This is a genomic window from Belliella kenyensis (assembly GCF_022549675.1).
Taxonomy (GTDB): Bacteria; Bacteroidota; Bacteroidia; order Cytophagales; family Cyclobacteriaceae; genus Belliella; species Belliella kenyensis.
Map to the genome: position 1 here is coordinate 96,585 of NZ_JAKZGR010000005.1, position 19,875 is coordinate 116,459.

At 39.2% G+C, this 19,875-nt stretch carries 21 protein-coding genes; 7 read left to right on the plus strand and 14 right to left on the minus strand.

Annotated features, from left to right (window positions below):
• Positions 1–8 precede the first annotated feature (8 nt).
• The 8 genes from mgtE to MM214_RS06695 form a co-directional block, all read right to left on the minus strand.
• Positions 9–1,385: a magnesium transporter gene (gene mgtE / locus MM214_RS06660; protein ID WP_241293529.1), complete on the minus strand. Its 1,377-nt coding sequence runs from the start codon at positions 1,383–1,385 to the stop codon at positions 9–11.
• Position 1,386: 1 nt separating this feature from the next.
• Positions 1,387–2,103 carry an MgtC/SapB family protein gene (locus MM214_RS06665; protein WP_241293532.1) on the minus strand — a complete coding sequence of 239 codons (717 nt, stop codon included), beginning with the start codon at positions 2,101–2,103 and terminating at the stop codon, positions 1,387–1,389.
• Positions 2,104–2,283: 180 nt separating this feature from the next.
• Positions 2,284–3,633, minus strand: a complete 1,350-nt coding sequence (locus MM214_RS06670; RefSeq protein WP_241293534.1) for a HAMP domain-containing sensor histidine kinase — start codon at positions 3,631–3,633, stop codon at positions 2,284–2,286.
• Complete coding sequence (locus MM214_RS06675; RefSeq protein ID WP_241293537.1) at positions 3,630–4,322, minus strand: response regulator transcription factor; 693 nt, start codon at positions 4,320–4,322, stop codon at positions 3,630–3,632. The genes MM214_RS06670 and MM214_RS06675 overlap by 4 nt, the downstream gene beginning before the upstream one ends.
• A gap of 87 nt (positions 4,323–4,409) precedes the next feature.
• Positions 4,410–5,201: a M15 family metallopeptidase domain-containing protein gene (locus MM214_RS06680; protein WP_241293540.1), complete on the minus strand. Its 792-nt coding sequence runs from the start codon at positions 5,199–5,201 to the stop codon at positions 4,410–4,412.
• A 409-nt stretch (positions 5,202–5,610) separates the two neighbouring features.
• On the minus strand, positions 5,611–6,048 hold the full coding sequence (rpiB, locus tag MM214_RS06685; RefSeq protein WP_241293543.1) for a ribose 5-phosphate isomerase B: 438 nt from the start codon (positions 6,046–6,048) through the stop codon (positions 5,611–5,613).
• A gap of 108 nt (positions 6,049–6,156) precedes the next feature.
• Complete coding sequence (gene tatC, locus MM214_RS06690) at positions 6,157–6,999, minus strand: twin-arginine translocase subunit TatC (RefSeq protein ID WP_241293546.1); 843 nt, start codon at positions 6,997–6,999, stop codon at positions 6,157–6,159.
• 15 nt (positions 7,000–7,014) lie between these two features.
• Positions 7,015–8,283 (minus strand): serine hydroxymethyltransferase, encoded by a 1,269-nt coding sequence (locus tag MM214_RS06695; RefSeq protein WP_241293549.1) that lies wholly within the window; start codon positions 8,281–8,283, stop codon positions 7,015–7,017.
• A gap of 449 nt (positions 8,284–8,732) precedes the next feature.
• Between MM214_RS06695 and MM214_RS06700 the strand changes: the two genes are divergently transcribed.
• The 3 genes from MM214_RS06700 (at position 8,733) to MM214_RS06710 (ending at position 11,529) form a co-directional block, all read left to right on the plus strand.
• A complete protein-coding gene (locus MM214_RS06700; RefSeq protein WP_241293552.1) occupies positions 8,733–8,987 on the plus strand; it encodes a hypothetical protein in 255 nt (84 codons plus the stop codon).
• A 189-nt stretch (positions 8,988–9,176) separates the two neighbouring features.
• On the plus strand, positions 9,177–10,292 hold the full coding sequence (locus MM214_RS06705) for a Fic family protein (protein WP_241293554.1): 1,116 nt from the start codon (positions 9,177–9,179) through the stop codon (positions 10,290–10,292).
• A gap of 106 nt (positions 10,293–10,398) precedes the next feature.
• Positions 10,399–11,529: a DUF4221 family protein gene (locus MM214_RS06710; RefSeq protein ID WP_241293557.1), complete on the plus strand. Its 1,131-nt coding sequence runs from the start codon at positions 10,399–10,401 to the stop codon at positions 11,527–11,529.
• A gap of 274 nt (positions 11,530–11,803) precedes the next feature.
• On the opposite strand, the gene MM214_RS06715 is transcribed toward MM214_RS06710, so the two are convergent.
• The 4 genes from MM214_RS06715 to MM214_RS06730 form a co-directional block, all read right to left on the minus strand.
• Complete coding sequence (locus tag MM214_RS06715; RefSeq protein WP_241293560.1) at positions 11,804–14,068, minus strand: TonB-dependent receptor; 2,265 nt, start codon at positions 14,066–14,068, stop codon at positions 11,804–11,806.
• Between the two features lie 89 nt (positions 14,069–14,157).
• Positions 14,158–14,475: a hypothetical protein gene (locus MM214_RS06720; RefSeq protein ID WP_241293562.1), complete on the minus strand. Its 318-nt coding sequence runs from the start codon at positions 14,473–14,475 to the stop codon at positions 14,158–14,160.
• A 305-nt stretch (positions 14,476–14,780) separates the two neighbouring features.
• A complete protein-coding gene (locus MM214_RS06725; RefSeq protein ID WP_241293564.1) occupies positions 14,781–15,080 on the minus strand; it encodes a type II toxin-antitoxin system RelE/ParE family toxin in 300 nt (99 codons plus the stop codon).
• The gene (locus MM214_RS06730; RefSeq protein WP_241293566.1) at positions 15,073–15,321 is read right to left on the minus strand and encodes a type II toxin-antitoxin system ParD family antitoxin; all 249 of its coding nucleotides are present in this window, start codon (positions 15,319–15,321) and stop codon (positions 15,073–15,075) included. The genes MM214_RS06725 and MM214_RS06730 overlap by 8 nt, the downstream gene beginning before the upstream one ends.
• Before the next feature lie 353 nt (positions 15,322–15,674).
• Here MM214_RS06730 and MM214_RS06735 point away from each other — a divergent pair, with 353 nt between their 5' ends.
• Positions 15,675–16,049, plus strand: a complete 375-nt coding sequence (locus tag MM214_RS06735; protein WP_241293568.1) for a UDP-glucuronosyltransferase — start codon at positions 15,675–15,677, stop codon at positions 16,047–16,049.
• Here MM214_RS06735 and MM214_RS06740 read toward each other — a convergent pair.
• The gene (locus MM214_RS06740; protein ID WP_241293570.1) at positions 16,046–16,276 is read right to left on the minus strand and encodes a hypothetical protein; all 231 of its coding nucleotides are present in this window, start codon (positions 16,274–16,276) and stop codon (positions 16,046–16,048) included. The genes MM214_RS06735 and MM214_RS06740 overlap by 4 nt on opposite strands.
• Positions 16,277–16,365: 89 nt before the next feature.
• Here MM214_RS06740 and MM214_RS06745 point away from each other — a divergent pair, with 89 nt between their 5' ends.
• The 3 genes from MM214_RS06745 to MM214_RS06755 all read left to right on the plus strand — a co-directional run bounded on the left by MM214_RS06745 (position 16,366) and on the right by MM214_RS06755 (position 18,641).
• Positions 16,366–17,274 carry an AEC family transporter gene (locus MM214_RS06745; protein ID WP_241293572.1) on the plus strand — a complete coding sequence of 303 codons (909 nt, stop codon included), beginning with the start codon at positions 16,366–16,368 and terminating at the stop codon, positions 17,272–17,274.
• A 52-nt stretch (positions 17,275–17,326) separates the two neighbouring features.
• The gene (locus MM214_RS06750) at positions 17,327–17,953 is read left to right on the plus strand and encodes a hypothetical protein (protein WP_241293576.1); all 627 of its coding nucleotides are present in this window, start codon (positions 17,327–17,329) and stop codon (positions 17,951–17,953) included.
• A gap of 85 nt (positions 17,954–18,038) precedes the next feature.
• Entirely contained in the window at positions 18,039–18,641 is a 603-nt protein-coding gene (locus MM214_RS06755; RefSeq protein ID WP_241293578.1) for a pseudouridine synthase, read from the plus strand.
• On the opposite strand, the gene MM214_RS06760 is transcribed toward MM214_RS06755, so the two are convergent.
• Entirely contained in the window at positions 18,631–19,866 is a 1,236-nt protein-coding gene (locus MM214_RS06760) for an exo-alpha-sialidase (protein WP_241293581.1), read from the minus strand. The genes MM214_RS06755 and MM214_RS06760 overlap by 11 nt on opposite strands.
• Positions 19,867–19,875: the final 9 nt, after the last annotated feature.

Consider the following 19,875-nt stretch of genomic DNA (forward strand, 5'->3'; position numbering starts at 1 on the left):
TTATTTTTTTATAATCCCAAAAGTGTGACGGTTACAGTAAAGTATATCAATAAGCCGGTAATATCCACCACTGTGGTAATCGCTGGGGAAGCTGCCACCGCAGGGTCACCTCCAAATCTCTTGACCAATAAGGGCAATCCAGCTCCGATACAGGTAGCTGTGATCACTTGTAATGAGAGCGCTGTGCTGATGACAACTGCTAATTGCACCAAGGTATATTCAGCGGGAATACTAGTTTCCCAGCTCAAGAAAAGTACTTTTAAAAAGGCCAAAACACCCAGACAAACTGCTAGCATACTAGAAATCTTGAACTCCTTAAATATGATGTTGAACCATTGCCTGGGGCTAATTTGACCTAATGCCAATGCCCTTACGATAACAGTAGCTGCCTGAGAACCTGAATTCCCCCCTGTATCTGCTACCATAGGCATGTAGAGGGCCAGAATAATGAGTGCTTCTAGGGTGGATTCAAACTTATGAATGATCATGCCAGAGATGATACCTATTGCTGCCAGAGAAACAATCCACACCACTCTTTTTCGGAAATGATCCATACTGCTCTGTTGCATGTAATCGTGTTCAGCGCTTTCTGTCATAATCCCCATGAATTTTTCCATGTCCTCGGTATGCTCGGCTCTGATGACTTCTATGGCATCATCTTGGGTGACTATTCCTACCAATTGCCTGGCACTGTTTAATACTGGAATGGCCAAAAGGTCATAGTCCTCAATTTTTTTGGCCACAATTTCCCGGTCCTCATCCACATTAGTAGAAATAAACTGCTCATGAAGAATGTTGCTGATCAATTGATTGGGAGAAGCCATAATCAGGTCTTTTAATGAAACAAAGCCTACCATTTTCATCCTGTTGTCCACCACATAGATGTAATAGATCATTTTTTTGGAAGGAGAATCTCTCCTGACCTTGGCTATAGCCGATTCGACAGACATTGATGCCATTATTGTGGCGAAATCGGTACTCATTATGCCTCCTGCTGTTTCAGGAGGATAGGAACTTAAGCGAACTACATCTTCCCGAGCCTCTTTGCTCAAATACGGAAGGATGGCTGCCTGTTCGTCCTGACTCATGTGCTGGAAAAGATCACATCGGTCATCTGACGCCATGTTTTCAAATATGGGAGCAAACCTCTTCTTACTAATATGCTGAAAGAAATTAAGCTGCCTTGCAATTTCAAAATGACCAAATATCTTGGCTTGTGCCTCTGAATCGAAATGATCAAAAGCATCAAGAATAGTAGATTCTTCAAGCTGCTCAAGTGCTTCCGCTATATCTACTGATGGCATTCTCTGCAAGGCTGGTAAAAGCTGCCTAATTTTCTGCTTTTCAGCTAGAACTATCCAGTTTTCTTTTTGATAATCTCTCATCTCATCGATCATTTTGTTGCCCTTCTATTTCCCAGGTGACTTCCATGACACCATATTCTAATAGCAGCTTGCCTGCTAGAGTCTCCATGATTACATCATTGTTTCCAAACGAGACAATCTTGGCTTCCACATAAGCCTGAGACGGATCACCATTATCAAAACTCTTTAAAGATTGTAATCTCAGGTTTCCACTAGACTTGATGATCTCTAGCATCATAACTCTCAGGTGGTTTTCTACTTTCTCCAAACACTTGATTTGAAAACTGTAAAAAAATGTACCTGAATTAACGTCACTAGGTAATTCTGGAATCGCACTAACTCTTCTGCCAATAGGTCTAAGACCAAGATGAGCCAACATCACAGCTCCCGCTGTAATCACTGCCTCTGGGTATAAGCCTACACCTGATAAGGAACCTACCGCCGCAGAACACCATATTGTAGCTGCTGTATTCAATCCCTGCACATTGAATCCATCTTTCATGATCACACCAGCTCCCAAAAATCCAATGCCAGTCACAATCTGACCTGCAACCCTTGAAGGATCTCCACTATCTCCTGTTAGTGATACAGATAGGAGGATAAATGCCGCAGCTCCCATTGCTACCAAAGTATTGGTTCTAAGACCAGCACTTTTTTGCCTGTACTGTCTTTCTATACCTATAGCTGCACCTAAAGAAAATGCTAGCCCTAATCTTAATCCAAATTCTAATAATGTCATCTTGACCTCCTTTCTATGCCTTATATGTCTTGACAAGCCAAGAGGCAAGTCAAAAATTTAAAGTTGTTTTGCGCTTAGCGGGGGAACGTTTTCCATAGCTGATTTATTTAACAGCACAAAAGTAAGGCTCTTAATGCCTAGCAGCCCTTAAGAACCCATTAGAAAAAAATTAGAATTCTATTAGAAGGCTACGGTAAAGGAGGTGCCTTCACCAATTTTTGATGTTACTTTTACTTTGCCTTCGTGAAGGGATATGATCTTTTCTACTAAGTATAAACCTATCCCCGACCCTTCAGCTTGAGATTTGTTTTTCCCTCTAAAAAAAGGCTTAAAAATATGCCTAATTTCTTCTGCATCTATTCCTAATCCATGATCTGAGAAAGTAATCAGGAGCTTTCCCTCTTCAAAAGTTATATTTACCCTACAAGTCCGGTCTAAAGAATATTTACAACCATTTTCCAGTAAGTTTTTGAAAGCAGTAGTCAAAAGGTATTCATTGCCCAAAAGTGTGATATTCTCTTCTTCAAGATCTTCGGGTATCAAAAGCTCTACCTTGTAGTCTGCGTGAGCTAGCTGAAGCTTATGACTAGCATCTATAAGGCATTCATCTACCCTGATCTGTTGAAACTTAACTTGAGTTTTATCATAACTTGCTTTGGCAAGATCCAGAAAGCTTTCAGAAAGTTGAGCCATTTTTTTCGCATCTTTGAGAATGGTGGAGAGCGTCTCTCTATACATGTCCGTATCTCTTTCTTTCGAAAGACTAAGCTCAATCTCACCAATTAAAATAGACAATGGAGTCCTAAATTCATGTGCCAGATAGGAAACAAACTGCTTTTGGGATTCAAAGGACTTCTCAAGCCTCTCCAGCATGGCGTTAAATGTCCTGGCTAGTTTTCCAATTTCATCATCCCCTTCTTTAAGCCTTAGGTCAAGATTATTAGCAGAAATACTTTTGGCATCCATGGCCATTTTTGCTAATGGAAGCAGAGCATTTTTAGAGAAATATTTTCCAGTCAGAAAAATCAGCAGCAAGGCAAGAAAATACGTGACAAGCATTGTCGACCTGAGATTGTACAGCTTGTTGTATCCATATTCGTCATAAGCTGCCGCAGTGATGATATAATCTTGACCCGAGCTTCTGTATACCATGCCTATGACTTGCCAATCCTCCTGAAAAAACTGAATGTATTGAGACCCTTGAATCTCAGCAAGCATATCTGGAGTCTCCTTCACAAAATCTATATCCACGGCATCATGATAGATCAATTCTAAATCTGCATTGTAAATGGCTGCTTCCACTTCATACAGAATCTCTCGATTATTGCGGTAAATCGTTTGCAAAGTCTCTGCATTCAGCTGAGTTTCTGTCAGTAAGTTGACCTTGGTAATGGCCTCTTTTTGCAAAATATTGTAAAACTCACTGGCTCTATTCTGGGATGCTGAAAAGTAAACAATCCCCATAAAAATCGCCAAAATCCCAGCACTGACCGCTGTAAACAATATGGTGATGCGCTGCTGGATATTCATATTTTCTGCAAAATAAAGCCCATGCCAGGACGGGTATGAATAAGCTTGACACTGAAAGGCCTGTCAACTTTTTTTCTTATATAATTGATATAAACATCGACAAAATTTGTCCCTGTATCAAAATTCACTTCCCAGACTTCTCTGGCGATTTCTTCCCTTGAAAGTACTCTTTCGGGATTTTGTAGGAAATAAGTAAGCAACCTAAACTCCTTAGGCGTCAAGTCTATATTTTGACCACTCCTAGTCACCTGTTTCAACTGAAGATCTATACTAAGATCAGCATAGGCAAGCTGATTGTTATCAAATGGGGATGATAGACCCCGAGTCCTTTTCAGTAAGGTCTTTACTCTGGCAAGCAATTCCCTCAAATCGAAAGGCTTGACCATGTAATCGTCAGCTCCGGCGTCAAACCCTTCCACCTTATCATCTGTGGTACCTAGTGCTGTAAGCATGATAATTGGAACTTGTGGATAATTTGCTCTTAGGAGTTTCGAAACTTCAAGACCGTTAACTTTTGGAAGAATCAAGTCCGTAATAACCAGGTGAGGTAATGTACTTTCAAAAAGCTTGATCCCGTAGGCCCCATCATATGCAATCAAAACATCCATTCCTGCCTCTTTCAACCCTCTTTGGAGCAATGAAGCTAGCCTCTCATCATCTTCGATTACTAGAATTTTTGCTGGATTCATAAATTAAAGGTAAGAAAAAATTGAAGTATAAACCTTTTCCCAAACTGTTTAAAAAGGTGTAAGCAAAATTGTAAAACCCTAAAAATGCTATAGACTTGCAGCTTGAACATGCATCCAATCAAAATTCCTAAGCCTTCCTAAGCTGACCCATCCCTCCGATTCCCAAATCTCCCACCAAGCATGATATTCAGTTCTAGCAAATGTTGCTCTATCTCGACCCCAATTGAGTTGGTTATTGGAAGGATCAAAATCAATAGCTATGCCCCAGCTATGCATACTTGGCAAGGTGCCACCTCGGATACTCCTATCGTTATAGCAGCCTCCGAAATAATCTAAACGGAGCTCTTTCAAACGGCTAGGGCCATAATGATTCAAAACTGCTCTCAAAACCTTTTCGATACTATCTTTCACCTTTTCATGGCACATGAATCTACTCACTTTTTGACTGGTATTCCATGCAATTTTCAATTCATAAGGACTATGTGCATAAACTAGGCTAGAACCTTTCTTCCCATAGAACTGATCAAATTCAGGTGTATACTGCTTAGGCCATGGGCTTCTTCGCTGAGCCAACTCTTCTGGTCTCCATACTGGTGGAGTATTTCCTTGGTCTATCACATATTTTGCGTTTTCAAATGCATGAAGTGTATTAGGACCAAAATAGCCATCAATTGGACCTGGATTCTGACCGTATTGCATGGTAATGTATTGGAGCATACCCACCAGTTTTCTTCTATTAGACCACTCTTGGGGAATCACACCTGATTCATCAATGGCTCTATAAGTAAGAGGGCCTGGAATACCATCTATGGTACTTGTATAAAGGCCTTTGGTGCTAAGCCAAGTTTGCACAAAGATCGCAGCTTCTTTGGTATCCATTTTTATGATTACTTGGTGAAAAGATCCAACTTAAAAATCATTAAAATTTAAAAAAAATAAAGCAGAAAAGCAATTTAACACTCTGATTATTAGGTGTCAAAATTTAATAAATCAAGTTTCATAAAAAAACGCTGAGCCTTATAAATAAAAGCTCAGCGTCTAAATACAAAATATCAATACTTATAAAGATATCGGTATATGGATATACGGAACTTTGCCAATAACATTACAAAATTACGATTTATCTAACTTCCGATATAAATTGATATTGGACACTTATGGATATTGACCATTAAGAACCGATTGAGCATTGAATTGAAGTTGCTGGCAAAAAAGCGTATAATCAGTTATCGGTAAAGTAATTATACGGAATTGCGGAAAATCACATTACTATATTAATAAATAACTGTTAAGAACAAGCAATCTTGTTCACTCTGGTAGCATGCCTTCCACCTTCAAATGCCGTATTGAGGAAAATCTCTGACATACTCACTGCGAGATCAAATGAAATAAATCGGGCAGGAATAGCAAGTACATTTGCATCATTATGCTGTCTCGAAAGTGCTGCCAAATCCTCATTCCAACACAATGCAGCCCTGATACCTTGGTGTTTGTTGGCTGTGATAGCTACACCATTTCCACTTCCACAGATCAAGATTCCGCTTTCGAACTCTCCTTTTTCTATAGCTTCGGCTAATGGATGCACGAAATCCGGATAATCGGCAGATGCATCTGAATACGGGCCAAAATCTTTGACCTCGTAACCTTGCTCTTTTAACTTGACAATCAAGTCTTGCTTGTAAGCGAAACCTGCATGGTCTCCTCCAATGGCTATTTTCTTTGACATGCTTTATTATTTTTTTTGTGTTTCTACACGCTTACTTTAAATCGATGGGTAATACTAAAGTATCAAATATCAATGAGGTCTGTGCTTGATTACACTTATCCATAAATCTTATTGCTCATTATCAGCTTCAATGGCACGTTTTCTTTCGAGTCTCTTGGCTATCATTATACCTGTCTCATATAGCACCATGATAGGCATGGCTATGATGATCTGACTGATGACATCAGGAGGTGTAATGATCGCCGAAACGACCAAGATCACCACGATCGAGTGTCTTCTGTATGACTTCAGCATCGCAGCAGATACCAAGCCAGACATGGATAAGAAATAGATCACAACAGGCAGCTGGAACATCAATGCAGATGCCAGTACCAACATCACCACAGTGGTGACATATGATGTGATGTCAAACTCATTGAGAATAGTTGGGTCTAGCTGGTAGTTTGCTAAGAAATTGATCGAGAGAGGTGCTAGGATAAAGTATCCAAATGCTGCACCCATAAAGAACAATAAACTAACAAAAAACACCGCTCCTCGAGCAGCTTGTCTTTCTTTGCTGTAGAGTCCTGGGCTGATAAACCTCCAAATTTCCCAAAACAAATACGGGAATGCTACTACCAAACCTACTACAAGACTAGAGGTAATGTGCATAGAAAACTGTCCCGTCATCTGACGACTTTGGATGGTAAAAGGCAAAGTATCTATACACAAGGCAGGGATATTCAAGTACTCAGATACTTTGCAGAGCAATCTGTATGTAACGAATGAAATCTTCGAAGGTCCTAGGATCACTTTGCCAAAAACGATACTTTTTGCAAGAAAAGCTGTGATAGTAAATATCAAAACTGCTGCAACGGATCGGAGCAAATGCCAGCGCAATTGCTCCAAATGATCCAAAAAGGACATGCCTTCTTCTTCCTCTTCTTCGTCTCTATATTGATCTAATGCCACGTGATTTGCTGAAAATTAGTATAATGGGAACTGCACCATCCAGTCATTTACTTCCGACTTGAGACTAGCTAGTTCTGATTCGTTCTCATGGCTGCTCAATGCTTTGTCTATCAAAGCAACGATGCGAACCATGTCTTGTTCCTTCAATCCTCGAGTAGTGACAGCAGCAGTACCTACTCTCATCCCTGAGGTGACAAACGGCGAACGCTTATCAAATGGAACCATATTTTTATTGATCGTGATATCTACTTTCCCAAGTGTCTCTTCTGCGATTTTTCCTGTGATATCCTTGTTGTTCAAATCTATAAGCATCAAGTGATTATCCGTACCTCCAGAGATGATTTTATAACCCAACTTCACAAACTCCTCCGCCATCACAGCAGCATTCTTCTTCACTTGCACTACATAATCCATGTATTCATCAGAGAGAGCTTCTTCGAAAGCCACAGCTTTGGCTGCGATGATATGCTCCAATGGCCCTCCTTGAGTACCTGGAAATACCCCTGAATCAAGCAAGGAAGACATTTTTCTCAATTCTCCCTTAGGTGTCTTCAAGCCGAATGGATTATCAAAATCTTCTCTCATCAAGATCAACCCACCTCTAGGTCCTCTCAATGTCTTGTGCGTAGTAGTGGTCACAATGTGACAATATTCCAATGGATCATTGAGCAATCCTCTTGCTATCAATCCAGATGGGTGAGAAATATCTGCCAATAGGATCGCTCCCACTTGATCAGCTATGTCCCTCAATCTCTCATAATCCCAATCTCTGCTGTAAGCGGAAGCTCCACAGATCAATAGCTTAGGCTTTACCTCTAGGGCAGTAGCTTCTACTTTATCGTAATCGATCAGTCCAGTCTCTTCTTCCACACCATAGAAATGAGGCTTATAAAGTTTACCAGAAAAATTCACTGGAGAGCCATGGGTCAAGTGTCCACCATGTGCCAAGTCAAAACCTAATATACTATCACCTGCATTCAAAACTGCCAAAAATACAGCAGCATTAGCTTGAGCTCCAGAATGTGGCTGAACATTGGCCCAACCAGCACCGAAAAGTTCCTTGGCCCTATCTATAGCCAATTGCTCGATTTGATCAACTATTTCGCATCCACCATAGTAGCGCTTGTTTGGTAAGCCTTCTGCATACTTGTTGGTCAACACACTTCCTGCCGCTTCCATTACCTGCTTACTGGTAAAATTTTCAGATGCGATCAATTCAATACCTGTCTTCTGACGGTTTTCTTCTTTTGCAATTAGGTCAAAGATTGCCTGATCTCTTTTCATGGATATGATTTTTAATAGGTTGCCCAAAATTAGTTTTAAACAATGGATAATCCAATTCAATGTTAGACTTATGTGAGCTATGGAGGTGATTCACCACATGAATGATCAGAGAAACTTTTTACAGTTGTTGAAAATTTTGATACCAGTGGATATTAGTCGAAATTAATAGATACTGAATTGAAAAAGATATTTGCTAGTCAATGATCTTAGCTAAATCTAGTGTTAAAAATAAATTTAGTTTTATGGATATACGGAACTTTGCCAATAACATTACAAAATTCCGATTTATCTAACTTCCGATATAAATTGATATTGGATACTTATGGATATTGACCATTAACAACCTGATGAGCCAATGAATTGAAGTTGCTGGCAAAAAAGCGTATAATAAGATTTAGTTTTAATAAAATTGAATTGGTAAATTCAATTCTCCAATATCTAGATCCATTATGAGCCAGCATACAGACCGCATTTCCAAAAGTCAAACCTATTTTATTCTCCTTTTAGCAAAAATTCTCCTACTCTCCTGTAGCAAACCTTCGAATGAAACTTCACAACTTTCTGATAATGTCAAGCTTGTATCTGAAATCCCTCTTCCCACTTCTAACAAAACACCTGAATCCTATTTTGTAAAAAATGGAGCTGTTTGGGTATTTGAAAACTTAGATGATGAAATGGGTTTTGTAAGGATAAAAATTGATTGAAATATCAGACTTACACATTAAAATTTCAGATTTTTAATGTCAGCTCTATAAAGTGACCTTAAATTTGAGGTTTGTTTCATAACCTACATTAAAATTTAAATTTTTTAATGTAGGAAGAGTTGTTTATAATGAAATTTAATGTCAAATTTGTGTACAAACATTAAAATAAACAAAATTTAAGGTAAGATAATGGCTTACTTGATTAACCCAGATAGAACAAGACCTTGGAACAACCTTCCTGAGCTTCCCATTGAAGAGCAATATTATAGAGATTTGGATATTTTTGAGCAGTTGGGAGAAGCGAAGGCTGCTATTGCTAGGTTGCAGGGACGAAGTGCAGCTATACCTAATCAGGGCATGCTAATTAACTCTATCAGTTTACAGGAAGCGAAAGCTTCTTCTGAGATTGAAAATATTTTCACTACAGATGACGAGCTATATAAGGCCTTCAGCGATGAAAGCATCAAGCAAGGGCCAACCAAGCAAATACTCCATTATCGGGAATCTTTATGGCAGGGTCACCAATACCTCCAAGTCCACCAAGAGTTTGATATTCCATATTTTGAATTGGTTTATCAAACTATTACAGGGATGGGTGATGGCATAAGAAAACCATTTGCCCAAACCTATATTCGTCAAGGTGGGTCTGGGCCAAATGCAGGAAAAGCTGTATATACTCCTCCTAGAGGAGAAGGAATAATAGAAGCCAAAATGAAAAATCTTGTAGCTTTTATGAATGATGAACATACCCATAAAATTGATCCAATTTTGAAAATGGCTATGGGCCATTTTCAATTTGAAGCAATACATCCCTTTAGAGATGGAAATGGTCGAACGGGAAGGCTATTCAACATCCACTTCCTGACACAGAAAGGACTCTTGGATCTACCTATATTATTTTTGAGTAAGTTCATACTTGATAGAAAAGAAGATTATTATGCATTTTTGGCAGGTGTGACCCAGCGAGGAGCTTGGAAAGATTGGTTACTATTCATGCTGAAAGCAGTGGAAGTCACCTCTACAGACACTTATTTGAAGATCAATGATATCCTTGCTGCTAAAGATAGTATTCTAGAAATAGTCGAAAAGGAAACATCCATCAGCAGGCCAGAGTTGCTGGTAGAGGCTATTTTCACCCAACCTTACACTAAGGTGAAGCACCTTACAGACAAGAAAATATATGCTGAAAATACCGCACGTCAATACCTCAACATCTTGTCAGAAATTGGTATCGTAGAACGAAGAGAAATAAGTGGTGCTCACTATTACATGAATTTAGAACTTTATAGGATTTTGGGACAATAGCTGTTTCATCGTAAGGGAGGTGTACATTTTTTCATAGAACACAAAAACTATAATCTTATTTCATTATAAAAGTTTTAGTTATTATCTTACAACTAAATTCTTATATATGAAAAACTCACTCTTATTCCTCAGCATCATTTTACTTTACTCATGTGGCCAAAAAGAAAGTACCAAAGACTATTCACAGATAGAGATCAGTATGGATACGGTGATGGTAGACTCTAAAGGCGAAATTCTTTCCTTAGCAGGAGACTTGATGGTTTCAGACTTATCAGCTGACAAAACTCTATTATACTACCTCAATCCAATGACCCTTCAGTTAGAAATAGTCGATTTGGACGAGTTGGAATTTGTTCAAAGAGTTCAGTATGATGAAGAAGGTCCTAATGGAGTAGGGAGGTTTGCCATGCAGTTCCAAGTGCTTCCAGATGAAAAGTTCTTTTTAGGAAGTTATACAAGCAAGGGCATATTCGACTTGTCCAGCAAGCTGATTAGCAAATATGATTTTCGCATGTCAGAGCTTAATGGAGATCAAGACTTCGAAGGATATGTAGAGAAAACCTTGGTGGTAAATCCAAAAGACGAAAATCAACTATTCACAATCTTGATTAGCTGGAATGATCAATTAACACTTTTGGGAAGTATTGATGTGCAAACAAAGGAATTTAAAAACTTCCCAATTCCAGCATTAGACTATATGTCCTCGTTCAAGTTGGTATATTCTGAAGGTGGTAAACCTCTAAGCATGCGCGCCGACTTTATTGATCTCAGCAGATCAGAGGAAATGCTCATCATTTCTAGCAAAGTTGGATCCGATATTTATACTTTTGATTTTGCCACCGAAGACTTTATTCACTATCCTGCCCAACCTATAGCACTTCCAGCTAAGAAAACGGTAAAGATACCTCAAATGGTAGAAAGCATGGAAGAGTTCCAAAAACATAATCGAGGCTTGGGACAAGATATCAATTTCAGTGCACCAGTTTGGGATGATGAAAATGAGTTTTATTACAGGTTTGCTCATTTCTTAAAGCACAAAGAAGAAGACGGCAAATTCATTCATTCAGACACAGAAGTTCACCTGATGCTACTTGACAAGGAGTTTAAGGTACTTTCAGAAACACTTTTAGAAAATTACAAAAAAGTGCCAGTCAAACATTTCGCAAAAGATGGTATGCTATGGATATTTGAAAATATGGAAGATGAAATGGGTTTTGTGAGGATCAAGATCAGGTAATACCAAAGATATACTAACCATAAAAAGCGAAAGTCAAACTTTCAGAATTCAATGTTGAGATTTTGGCAATAAATCCAAAAACAGAAAGACCTTCGGGGTTTTGGAAACCCCAAAGGTCACTGTGCACATTAACCTTTGAGGTCTTTTTTGGACCTCGAAGGTTTTCATTAGTAAGAGCTACCTTTTTCTGAAATCAATTCCTGTTATACAAAGACCTTCGGGTATGCGCTGGCGCACTCAAAGGTCTTAAATTTATTATCTAACGTTTTGCTTCTCAAAAAGGAATCCTAACATTCAAAGCTACATTTCTTCCCATTTGATTGACACCGAATGGTCTGAAAAGTGACATGTGATCAAGATATGTTCTGTTCAATAAATTGGTCCCACTGATATAAACATCCATAGGCTTACCTGCTATCAACACTTGGCTACCTACATTCAAGCCAAGCAAATAATACCCTGGTGTGGCGTCCTCCAAGGGAGCTTCTCTATTTTGATCAAACACCAAAGCACCCGTCAAACTGATATAAGGATTATGCAATGCTCCCATATCCTTCAACTTAAAATCCAAAGAATGATTCCATCTGAATGCCGGAATATAAGGCAAGTAACTCATATCAGATCTTCGCTGACCAATCACCATGCTGTAAGAAGTAGATCCAGAAATCCACCTTGCTGACCTTGGATGAATATCCAGCTCTACCTCACCACCGTATAACCTTGCATCTGCTTGCTCAAACTCCCACACAGTCAAATCACCCATCATCTCAGCTGTAGGCGAGAAGAAGATATAATTGTCGATGTGATTGTAAAATACTTCACCAGAGATCGAGAAATCCTTCTGGCTATACCGAATACCAAAGTCCGTTTGAATATTTTGCTCTCTCACAAAGTCTGCATTGCCTCTTTCAAACCTATTGGTACCTGGGTGTGGTCCATTGGAGAATAGCTCACCTAGATCAGGAGATCTAAAACCTTGGGCTACATTCAACCTAAACCTCCACTGGTCAGACGGTCTAAAAGTAGTCCCAGCACTTGCCGTCACACCATCAAAAACCCGCTCAAGTCTTCGGTCTGCTGGATCTCCAGGAAGGATAAAACCATAATCAATAAGATTTGGAGCACTTGCATCAGCGACTACTTTTCTATAATCATATCGCACACCACCTTGAGCCACCCATTTGTCTTTGTTGTAATTCAATAGTAAGTATACAGACCTATCATCCTTGGTCGCATCAGGGATTAGAATTTCCTCTGCTTCGACCATGTTTTTGTTTTGTAAATAAAATCCCTGAACACCCACAATTGCTTCAAGCCCTTCTGTCAGTTCTTTGAAATACTTGATATCGTACATGAAATTGGTCTGGCGAAGGCCAAGATCTATATCATCCATATCATCTTCGATTTCTTTTCTGTTGTTCATATGAAGCCCAAATGTTGCTTTCAGCCTATCCTCACCGACAAAGACATTCGTTTCTGAGTTTAGGAAATGATCCGTCACATCTTGAAAAGGCAATTGCATCGCACGATCATTGCGAGTTGTGGCCAGTCCATCTAGATCATCTTCATCCACGATTCCTAAGCGTTGCTTGAGATAGGTATATCTCAGTCTTGTATCTCCCCAATTTTTCTTGAGACCTATTCCTGTTTTTATATTTTGGGTATTGAATCTGGTATTGCCTATGGTCGTGCCATCTCCGTCGAGGTAGTCAGCATGAGACTCTGTTGCCGCTCTCATGGACCATACAAAACCATTTTCACTAGCACCTTTTACACCTGCCTCTGTTCTATAGCCCAATGAATTGCTATAACCCCTCAGGTTCACATCTCCTTCGACATTGCCAGCAAGTGCATCTGCCTCTTCTATCAAGTTCACCACACCAGCCATGGCTCCTGATCCATAAATGATAGATGCAGGCCCTTTGATCAATTCGATATTGCTGATTCCAGTCTCTGAAAGACCCAATCCATGATCAGCACCCCACTGCTGATTTTCGAACCTTCCGCCTTGGTATACAGAAAGTACCCTGCTAAATGAAAGTCCTCTGATTACTGGTTTGGAAATACCTGGACCAAGGGAGATTTCACTGACACCAGGAGTACGGGTCAGTGTAGTCATCAAGCTTGGTGCAGGCATCTTAAGGATAGCATCTCTGCTTACCTTTTCGATCGCTATCGGTGAGCTTTCTTTGCTCATGATATATGCACCCGACACCACTACTTCATCGATATTTGAAACAGCCTCTTCGAGTTCTATGACCAAGTTACTTCTATCAGAAGGCCTTAGCATTTGAGTTTTGGTGCCATAGCCCACAAAAGAAAACTGAACTGTAAAAGTCCGATCGGGAATCGTACTCAATGAAAATGATCCGTCAATATCAGTCACTACCCCTTTGCTAAGTTCAGGGATGTAAACAGATACTCCAGGAATAGGTTGCTTGGTGTTTTTGTCTATGACTTTGCCGTCAATAGCCATATTTTGAGATGCCCATGAAGTCCAAGATAGGAGACATGCAGCAACGAGTAATATCAGTCGCATGAAACGTTGTATGATTTTTTAGAAATAGAAAATAAGGTAGAACTGCTTCTACCAAGAAGCTGGTGAAGCTAAAATGTAATTCAGAAAAATCAAGCGATAGGTGGACCTCTGTGGTCGAAGCCAAAATGAAACTCAAAATCAGCCACTCCTGCAGAAAGGAATGCGTCTTGAGTAGCGATTTCGATGGAAATAAGTGGTAACTCGTAATTTAAATCAAATATTAAATAATCAGCATGAGCTATCAGGTCCAAAAAAATCAATTCCTCTTCAGTGTGACCATGATCAGGCAGCTCTTGTTGCTCCTCAGTCAAAAGAGGGTGAGCATGCGTGATGATCCGCCCATTCTCTAATTCGTGAGCGTGAAAAAAGAATATCCCGTTTGCTAATACACTTAGCAAAAGCGCCATACAGAAATGGCTGAATAAGGGCAGTATTTTTCTAAATTGGTTCACGAAATTATCAATTCTTCTATACTGAAGATTTGCTGTAATGTTGCAAACTTAGGAAAGATTCTTCAAAAAACTGCTAAAACATTACTTTTGGGGTAATTTTAGAGGGCTGAGTGGTAGGTTTATTTCATTTCCATCAACATAATGATTGGATTCTTTACTTTAAGTTGTGGCTTTAAGACTTCTTTTATCAGCATCTAAGATTCCTGCTTCATTTGATATTTCTTTATACAACTAACTAGGATTATGAAAGTGACCAGCTTTTATTCACTAAGTCTGTTTTTCAAGTCCATTCGTTCGTGTAAAATTCTCGTGATTTCAATTGGCTGGTTAATTCGTTTACGATAAAAAACAATATGCCTGCTCATTTTTAGTCCAAAAAGGTCATTTGTTATTCCGTCATAGTTTTTTCCTAATTCGGGATTATTCGCAATGTTTTGGAAACTATCCATCAGTAAATTATAATATTTATCAGCCTGTTCTTCAGACCAATTATCAATCGTGTATTCCCAAATCCGCTTTAAATCTTCGACAGCTTTATTAGTCAATTCATATTTAGCCATTCTTTTTACGATTAGCTTTTAATTCTTGAAGGTGTTTCTCTGGATCAAAATCGTGGGCAATTCCGCTATCTATTCCTTCTTGAATTGCACTTCTAAGGGCTATAACTTTATTTTCTTCGTTTTCCAAAAGGCGAAGCCCAGCACGGATTACTTCGCTAACATTTTTATAGCGTCCAGCGGAAACTTGTGCTTGGACAAATTGGTCGAAATAATTTCCTAGAGATATTGATGTATTTTTCATTATTTGGAAGCTTTTCCTCAAATTTACCAAAAATTGGTAATACCGCAAATTTTGATAGGGCTTTAGATAAAATAGGAAGCCAGTTTAAATAGAGGTAATTTCGAGGCCTAAATCCTCATGAATCAGACTATCCCAGCTCGGGATGCTATTTTTATTCTCTTGACTTATCCCCTCTTTATATCAAAATCCACAGATCTTGGATAAGGGAAGTCTTGCCCAAGGCAAAGCAAAACCTTCTAAATCCAAGCAAAAACTAAAACAACCACTTCCTAAAATCCAACAAACTGATGTAGATCGTAAAAAATCTAATTGAAACTGTTATGAACATAGAATCTATTGCCTAATTTCACAGCATGATCAATTTCGATTTCAAACCAGCTAGCTATTTTAATGGGACAGGACCAAATACACTGATCTGTAAGCTCAGCTATCCAGAAAGTCAATGGGGTGAAGAGATCAGCATTTATGCCAATGCTTTGGACGGGCTTTACTATTTTGAGGCGGTGGATTTTTATGGCAATGATATCACTCTAAATCCCGAAAAATCACCTCATGAACTCAGTCTACAAGAATTAATATTTTTAATAGAAACGATGGACGTAGATCCAAAGACGGCCCAAGGAAATATTCAACTAACCTTGTCAGGAATCCCTCTTGCAGAAAGCCAACTCTATCGAGATTTGGAAAATTACTTCCTAGAAAAAAGAAAAACCTTTGGGATGATTTAAAAATCCAAAATGGTCTGATAAGACTTGCTAAGTACATGATTGCTTTTGAACCAATAATCATAAGTTTCAAAATCTATACAGTCTTGTAGGTCTACACCGTGCAAATTCACCTTTTTCAAACTGTTTGAAGGAAGCCAGCTTCTCAAATCATTTGCTTGATCGATAGTGAGCTGTGATAATTGAACCAGTTTTTCACCTTCTATCTCAATGGGTATCAGTCTATTCATTTTATTCACATTTAACTTTTACAAAAAAAGCAGATAAAATCAATTCACGCCCAAATACAAAATTATGATTGTGTTAACTTTGCTACACTATGGGTAACCTTTTCCTGATCATCATTTTTCTTGCAATTGGAGTCTTGCTCCAAAGCCTAAAAATGCTTCCATCCTCTTCAGCAAAGTACCTGAACAACTATCTCATTTATATTGTCCTCCCTACGCTTTCATTTAGGTTCATTCCTGATACCGTGATCGACAGTACTTTACTGATGCCAATATCCACCGCTTGGATTTCATTTGGGCTTTCGTGGTCACTATTTGGTACTTTAGGAAAGGTGTACCTGTGGGATCGAAGCTTGACAGGCTGTCTTATCATCACAGCAGGTCTTGCCAATACCTCTTTTGTAGGATTTCCTATCGTCAATGCACTTTATGGTGAAGAAGCTCTCAAGACTGCGTTGATCATTGATCAAGCTGGCTCATTTATTATCGTGAGCTCTATAGCCATCATTGTGGCGTCTATCTATTCCAAGGAGAAAAAGCGAAAGAGAGACGTCAGTAAGCAAATATTGACCTTCCCACCTTTCATCAGTTTCGTTTTAGCGATTATGATGAATTTGTTGAGTTTACATCTTCCCGCTCAACTTGATTTTGCTTTTGAAATGATTGGGCAAACCCTGACACCAGTAGCACTCATTGCAGTCGGGCTTCAGCTGAAAGTTAATTTTCAAGCTCTAAAGTCAACTTATCTATGGCTTGGACTTGGTTTTAAGCTTGTATTGGCACCTATGGTGATATACATCTTATATGGTATTATCCTGAAAGCAGATGGACTCATCTTTGAAGTATCGGTCATCGAAACAGCCATGGCTCCCATGATCACAGGGTCTATTATAGCCATTTCTCATGACCTGAAACCCAAACTAGCCTCTTTGCTCGTAGGAGTTGGCATTCCTTTATCTTTTTTAAGTATCGGGATTTGGTATTGGATTGTCAGTCTATAATGAACTATATTTATGTATTATTTCTAAACACCTATTTTGGAACCCTAACATTATGAAAATTTCCTTTTTGACATTATTTAGCCTAGTGGTGATTGGCTTAGCCTTAAATACATCTTGCAACCCATCCACCAAAGTATCGGAAACTATAGAAATGACTGGTTTCGCAGAGCTTGAGCTTCCAGAATTACCATATGCCATCAATGTAAGTTTTAATGGCATAGACAAGCAGAAAGTAGAAATGCAAGCATTGGTTGCTAATGGAGAGTTGTCTAAATTCAAACCAAAGCTTCTGTATGAAAACTTATATCAAGATGGTGATGGAGTTTCTTCCAAGGGGTTCACTCACAGCATCAGCTACATGCTTATTCTTCAACAAAAAGCTGAACTTGATGAGGTGGTGAAAGTTTTGACCAAGCACAAGCTACCTGGTTATGTCAACACCATGGGCTCATACATTGAGGAAGAAAAACGGAGCGAAATCGCTGATAAGCTATTTCAGGCTGCCATGAAACATGCAGAAAATAGAATCGCTAAGTTTGCAGACTCCAAACAAAAATCTTTCAGCATCATAGAGGTATCAGATGCCGACGAAGCTTATGCAAATCCTGTACCTCATGATGGTGTAGCCTATCAAAACAAACTTGTGAAAAAAGTGAAGTTGAAAGCTATTTTATATTAGCTTCTCAATCTTCAATGATTTAGCCAAAGCAAGATTTTATAGGTAAATATTCTACCCTAGTGTATAGCTCCATTATTCATTCATCATGTCCCAGCCCAGATATTTCATCATTTACAAACCCTATGGTATCCTAAGTCAATTCAGTGGTGAAGCCAATACACTAAAAGCGCTGAGTGATTTCCCAACGGATGTATATCCGGTGGGGAGATTGGATAAGGATAGTGAAGGACTCCTTGTGATCACCAATGATAAATTTCTGAATCACCGACTGCTTAATCCTAGGTTTGCTCACAAACGTACTTACCTGGCACAGGTAGAAAGAGTACCTGATGCTTCGGCATTTGTGCAACTAGAAAACGGTGTTGACATCAATGTAGATGGGAGAATGTACCATACCAAGCCTGCTTCTGCCAAACTTTTGGAAACGGAACCACAACTTCCAGAAAGAGACCCACCTATCCGGTACAGAAAAAACGTAGCAGATGCCTGGATAGAACTATCCTTGATCGAAGGGAAAAATAGACAGGTGAGAAAAATGACAGCGGCTATAGGTCACCCCACATTAAGACTGGTACGCTACTCGATGGAGAAGCTTACTATAGCTGGTTTTGCTGTAGGTGAAGTAAGAGAATATGGCGAAAAGGAAATTTATGATGCACTTCGTATAGATACAAAAGCTAGAAGATAAATGAGTCCAAAGGTATCTTTACAGTCTTGATTTGACTCAACCCTTGATTATCCACAGTCCATGCCAGTATAGCATAGTTCTCATCGAAAATCAATTGGGGAAAACCGCTAGATCTCAATTCAGATGCTTCGCCAACTAGAATAGGTTTGGACTTCTGACCATCTTTACGAACCGCCCGAAGGTATATTGTCCCCTTTTCCATCCAACTAACCAATGTCACTTTTTGATCTATCATCACAGATGCCACTCTACCTATCGTATTTCCAAGATCAATTTTGATAGGCTCTTCAAAAGTTTTCGATTCACTATTAAAAAATGCTGTTTTCACATTTGGAGAATCTTTTGCAGCAGTGTACCAAGTTACAGCGACTTCAGTTCCATTACTCGTTGATTGAGGACCATTGACTGGACAGCCACTGATCCTCCAATTATCTTGATATACTGGCATAGGCTCAGACCATTCAATACCTGAGTAAGCCGTAAAATATACATCCCTGATTTCTTCATCAGAGCGATTTCTATAAAAAACTATAGGCCCATTTTCTCCAAGTGTGGAAGTAGTTTGGCAACAATCACAAACCTTATCATCTAGTTCCCATTCTACCAGCTTGGCCCCATCAGGGTCAAGGACAGCTGCTCGCAGCGTCATAGCTCCTGCATGGTCATGGTCATGATGACCTTCAGAAGCAATACTTGAAGTATGCCTGCCATCTAACCAACTTACAAACATGTTTTCACCCCACGGCAGCAAAGAAACAAAGCCATGCTCACTCAGAGTCTCATCATCATGCAATGTAAATGGCTCTGTCCACAACTCTCCATTTTTTGATATCGTAACTTTAATATCATATGAGAAAGTACCAGGACTACTTTTTTCCAAGAAAACTGCCATCAGTGTCCCATCTCCAAAAACTGCCAATTGAGGATAATCTGCCCAATTTACAAACCAATCTTTTCCAGATGCTATACGTCTTGGTGAAGTCCATTTACCCTTTTCGAATTTTGAATAAAACAAACTATTGATTCCAGGCTCTTGGGCTATCCACGAAATGTAAATCTCACCTTTGGAAGACTTACTTAGGTACGGCTCTCCGTACCTTATTCCTTCTTTACTTTCAAAGAATATATTACTGACAACTGTGTCCTCATGCTCTACTTGAGTGGTCTTATTACAGGCAAATGCCAGTAGCAAAGTGCAAAAGAAGAGAAATTGAAAAGCTTTCATTTGATCGAT

What these genes read in the sequence shown, in the direction of transcription:
- MM214_RS06720 (WP_241293562.1), bottom strand. Translation starts at nt 14,475, where the DNA reads ATGGCGCTTTTGCTAAGTGTATTAGCAAACGGGATATTCTTTTTTCAC.
- MM214_RS06710 (WP_241293557.1), top strand. Translation starts at nt 10,399, where the DNA reads ATGAAAAACTCACTCTTATTCCTCAGCATCATTTTACTTTACTCATGT.
- MM214_RS06695 (WP_241293549.1), bottom strand. Translation starts at nt 8,283, where the DNA reads ATGAAAAGAGATCAGGCAATCTTTGACCTAATTGCAAAAGAAGAAAAC.
- MM214_RS06700 (WP_241293552.1), top strand. Translation starts at nt 8,733, where the DNA reads ATGAGCCAGCATACAGACCGCATTTCCAAAAGTCAAACCTATTTTATT.
- MM214_RS06760 (WP_241293581.1), bottom strand. Translation starts at nt 19,866, where the DNA reads ATGAAAGCTTTTCAATTTCTCTTCTTTTGCACTTTGCTACTGGCATTT.
- MM214_RS06715 (WP_241293560.1), bottom strand. Translation starts at nt 14,068, where the DNA reads ATGCGACTGATATTACTCGTTGCTGCATGTCTCCTATCTTGGACTTCA.
- MM214_RS06750 (WP_241293576.1), top strand. Translation starts at nt 17,327, where the DNA reads ATGAAAATTTCCTTTTTGACATTATTTAGCCTAGTGGTGATTGGCTTA.
- MM214_RS06675 (WP_241293537.1), bottom strand. Translation starts at nt 4,322, where the DNA reads ATGAATCCAGCAAAAATTCTAGTAATCGAAGATGATGAGAGGCTAGCT.
- MM214_RS06680 (WP_241293540.1), bottom strand. Translation starts at nt 5,201, where the DNA reads ATGGATACCAAAGAAGCTGCGATCTTTGTGCAAACTTGGCTTAGCACC.
- MM214_RS06745 (WP_241293572.1), top strand. Translation starts at nt 16,366, where the DNA reads ATGGGTAACCTTTTCCTGATCATCATTTTTCTTGCAATTGGAGTCTTG.
- MM214_RS06670 (WP_241293534.1), bottom strand. Translation starts at nt 3,633, where the DNA reads ATGAATATCCAGCAGCGCATCACCATATTGTTTACAGCGGTCAGTGCT.
- MM214_RS06735 (WP_241293568.1), top strand. Translation starts at nt 15,675, where the DNA reads ATGATCAATTTCGATTTCAAACCAGCTAGCTATTTTAATGGGACAGGA.
- MM214_RS06665 (WP_241293532.1), bottom strand. Translation starts at nt 2,103, where the DNA reads ATGACATTATTAGAATTTGGATTAAGATTAGGGCTAGCATTTTCTTTA.
- MM214_RS06725 (WP_241293564.1), bottom strand. Translation starts at nt 15,080, where the DNA reads ATGGCTAAATATGAATTGACTAATAAAGCTGTCGAAGATTTAAAGCGG.
- mgtE (WP_241293529.1), bottom strand. Translation starts at nt 1,385, where the DNA reads ATGAGAGATTATCAAAAAGAAAACTGGATAGTTCTAGCTGAAAAGCAG.
- MM214_RS06705 (WP_241293554.1), top strand. Translation starts at nt 9,177, where the DNA reads ATGGCTTACTTGATTAACCCAGATAGAACAAGACCTTGGAACAACCTT.
- MM214_RS06730 (WP_241293566.1), bottom strand. Translation starts at nt 15,321, where the DNA reads ATGAAAAATACATCAATATCTCTAGGAAATTATTTCGACCAATTTGTC.
- rpiB (WP_241293543.1), bottom strand. Translation starts at nt 6,048, where the DNA reads ATGTCAAAGAAAATAGCCATTGGAGGAGACCATGCAGGTTTCGCTTAC.
- MM214_RS06740 (WP_241293570.1), bottom strand. Translation starts at nt 16,276, where the DNA reads ATGAATAGACTGATACCCATTGAGATAGAAGGTGAAAAACTGGTTCAA.
- MM214_RS06755 (WP_241293578.1), top strand. Translation starts at nt 18,039, where the DNA reads ATGTCCCAGCCCAGATATTTCATCATTTACAAACCCTATGGTATCCTA.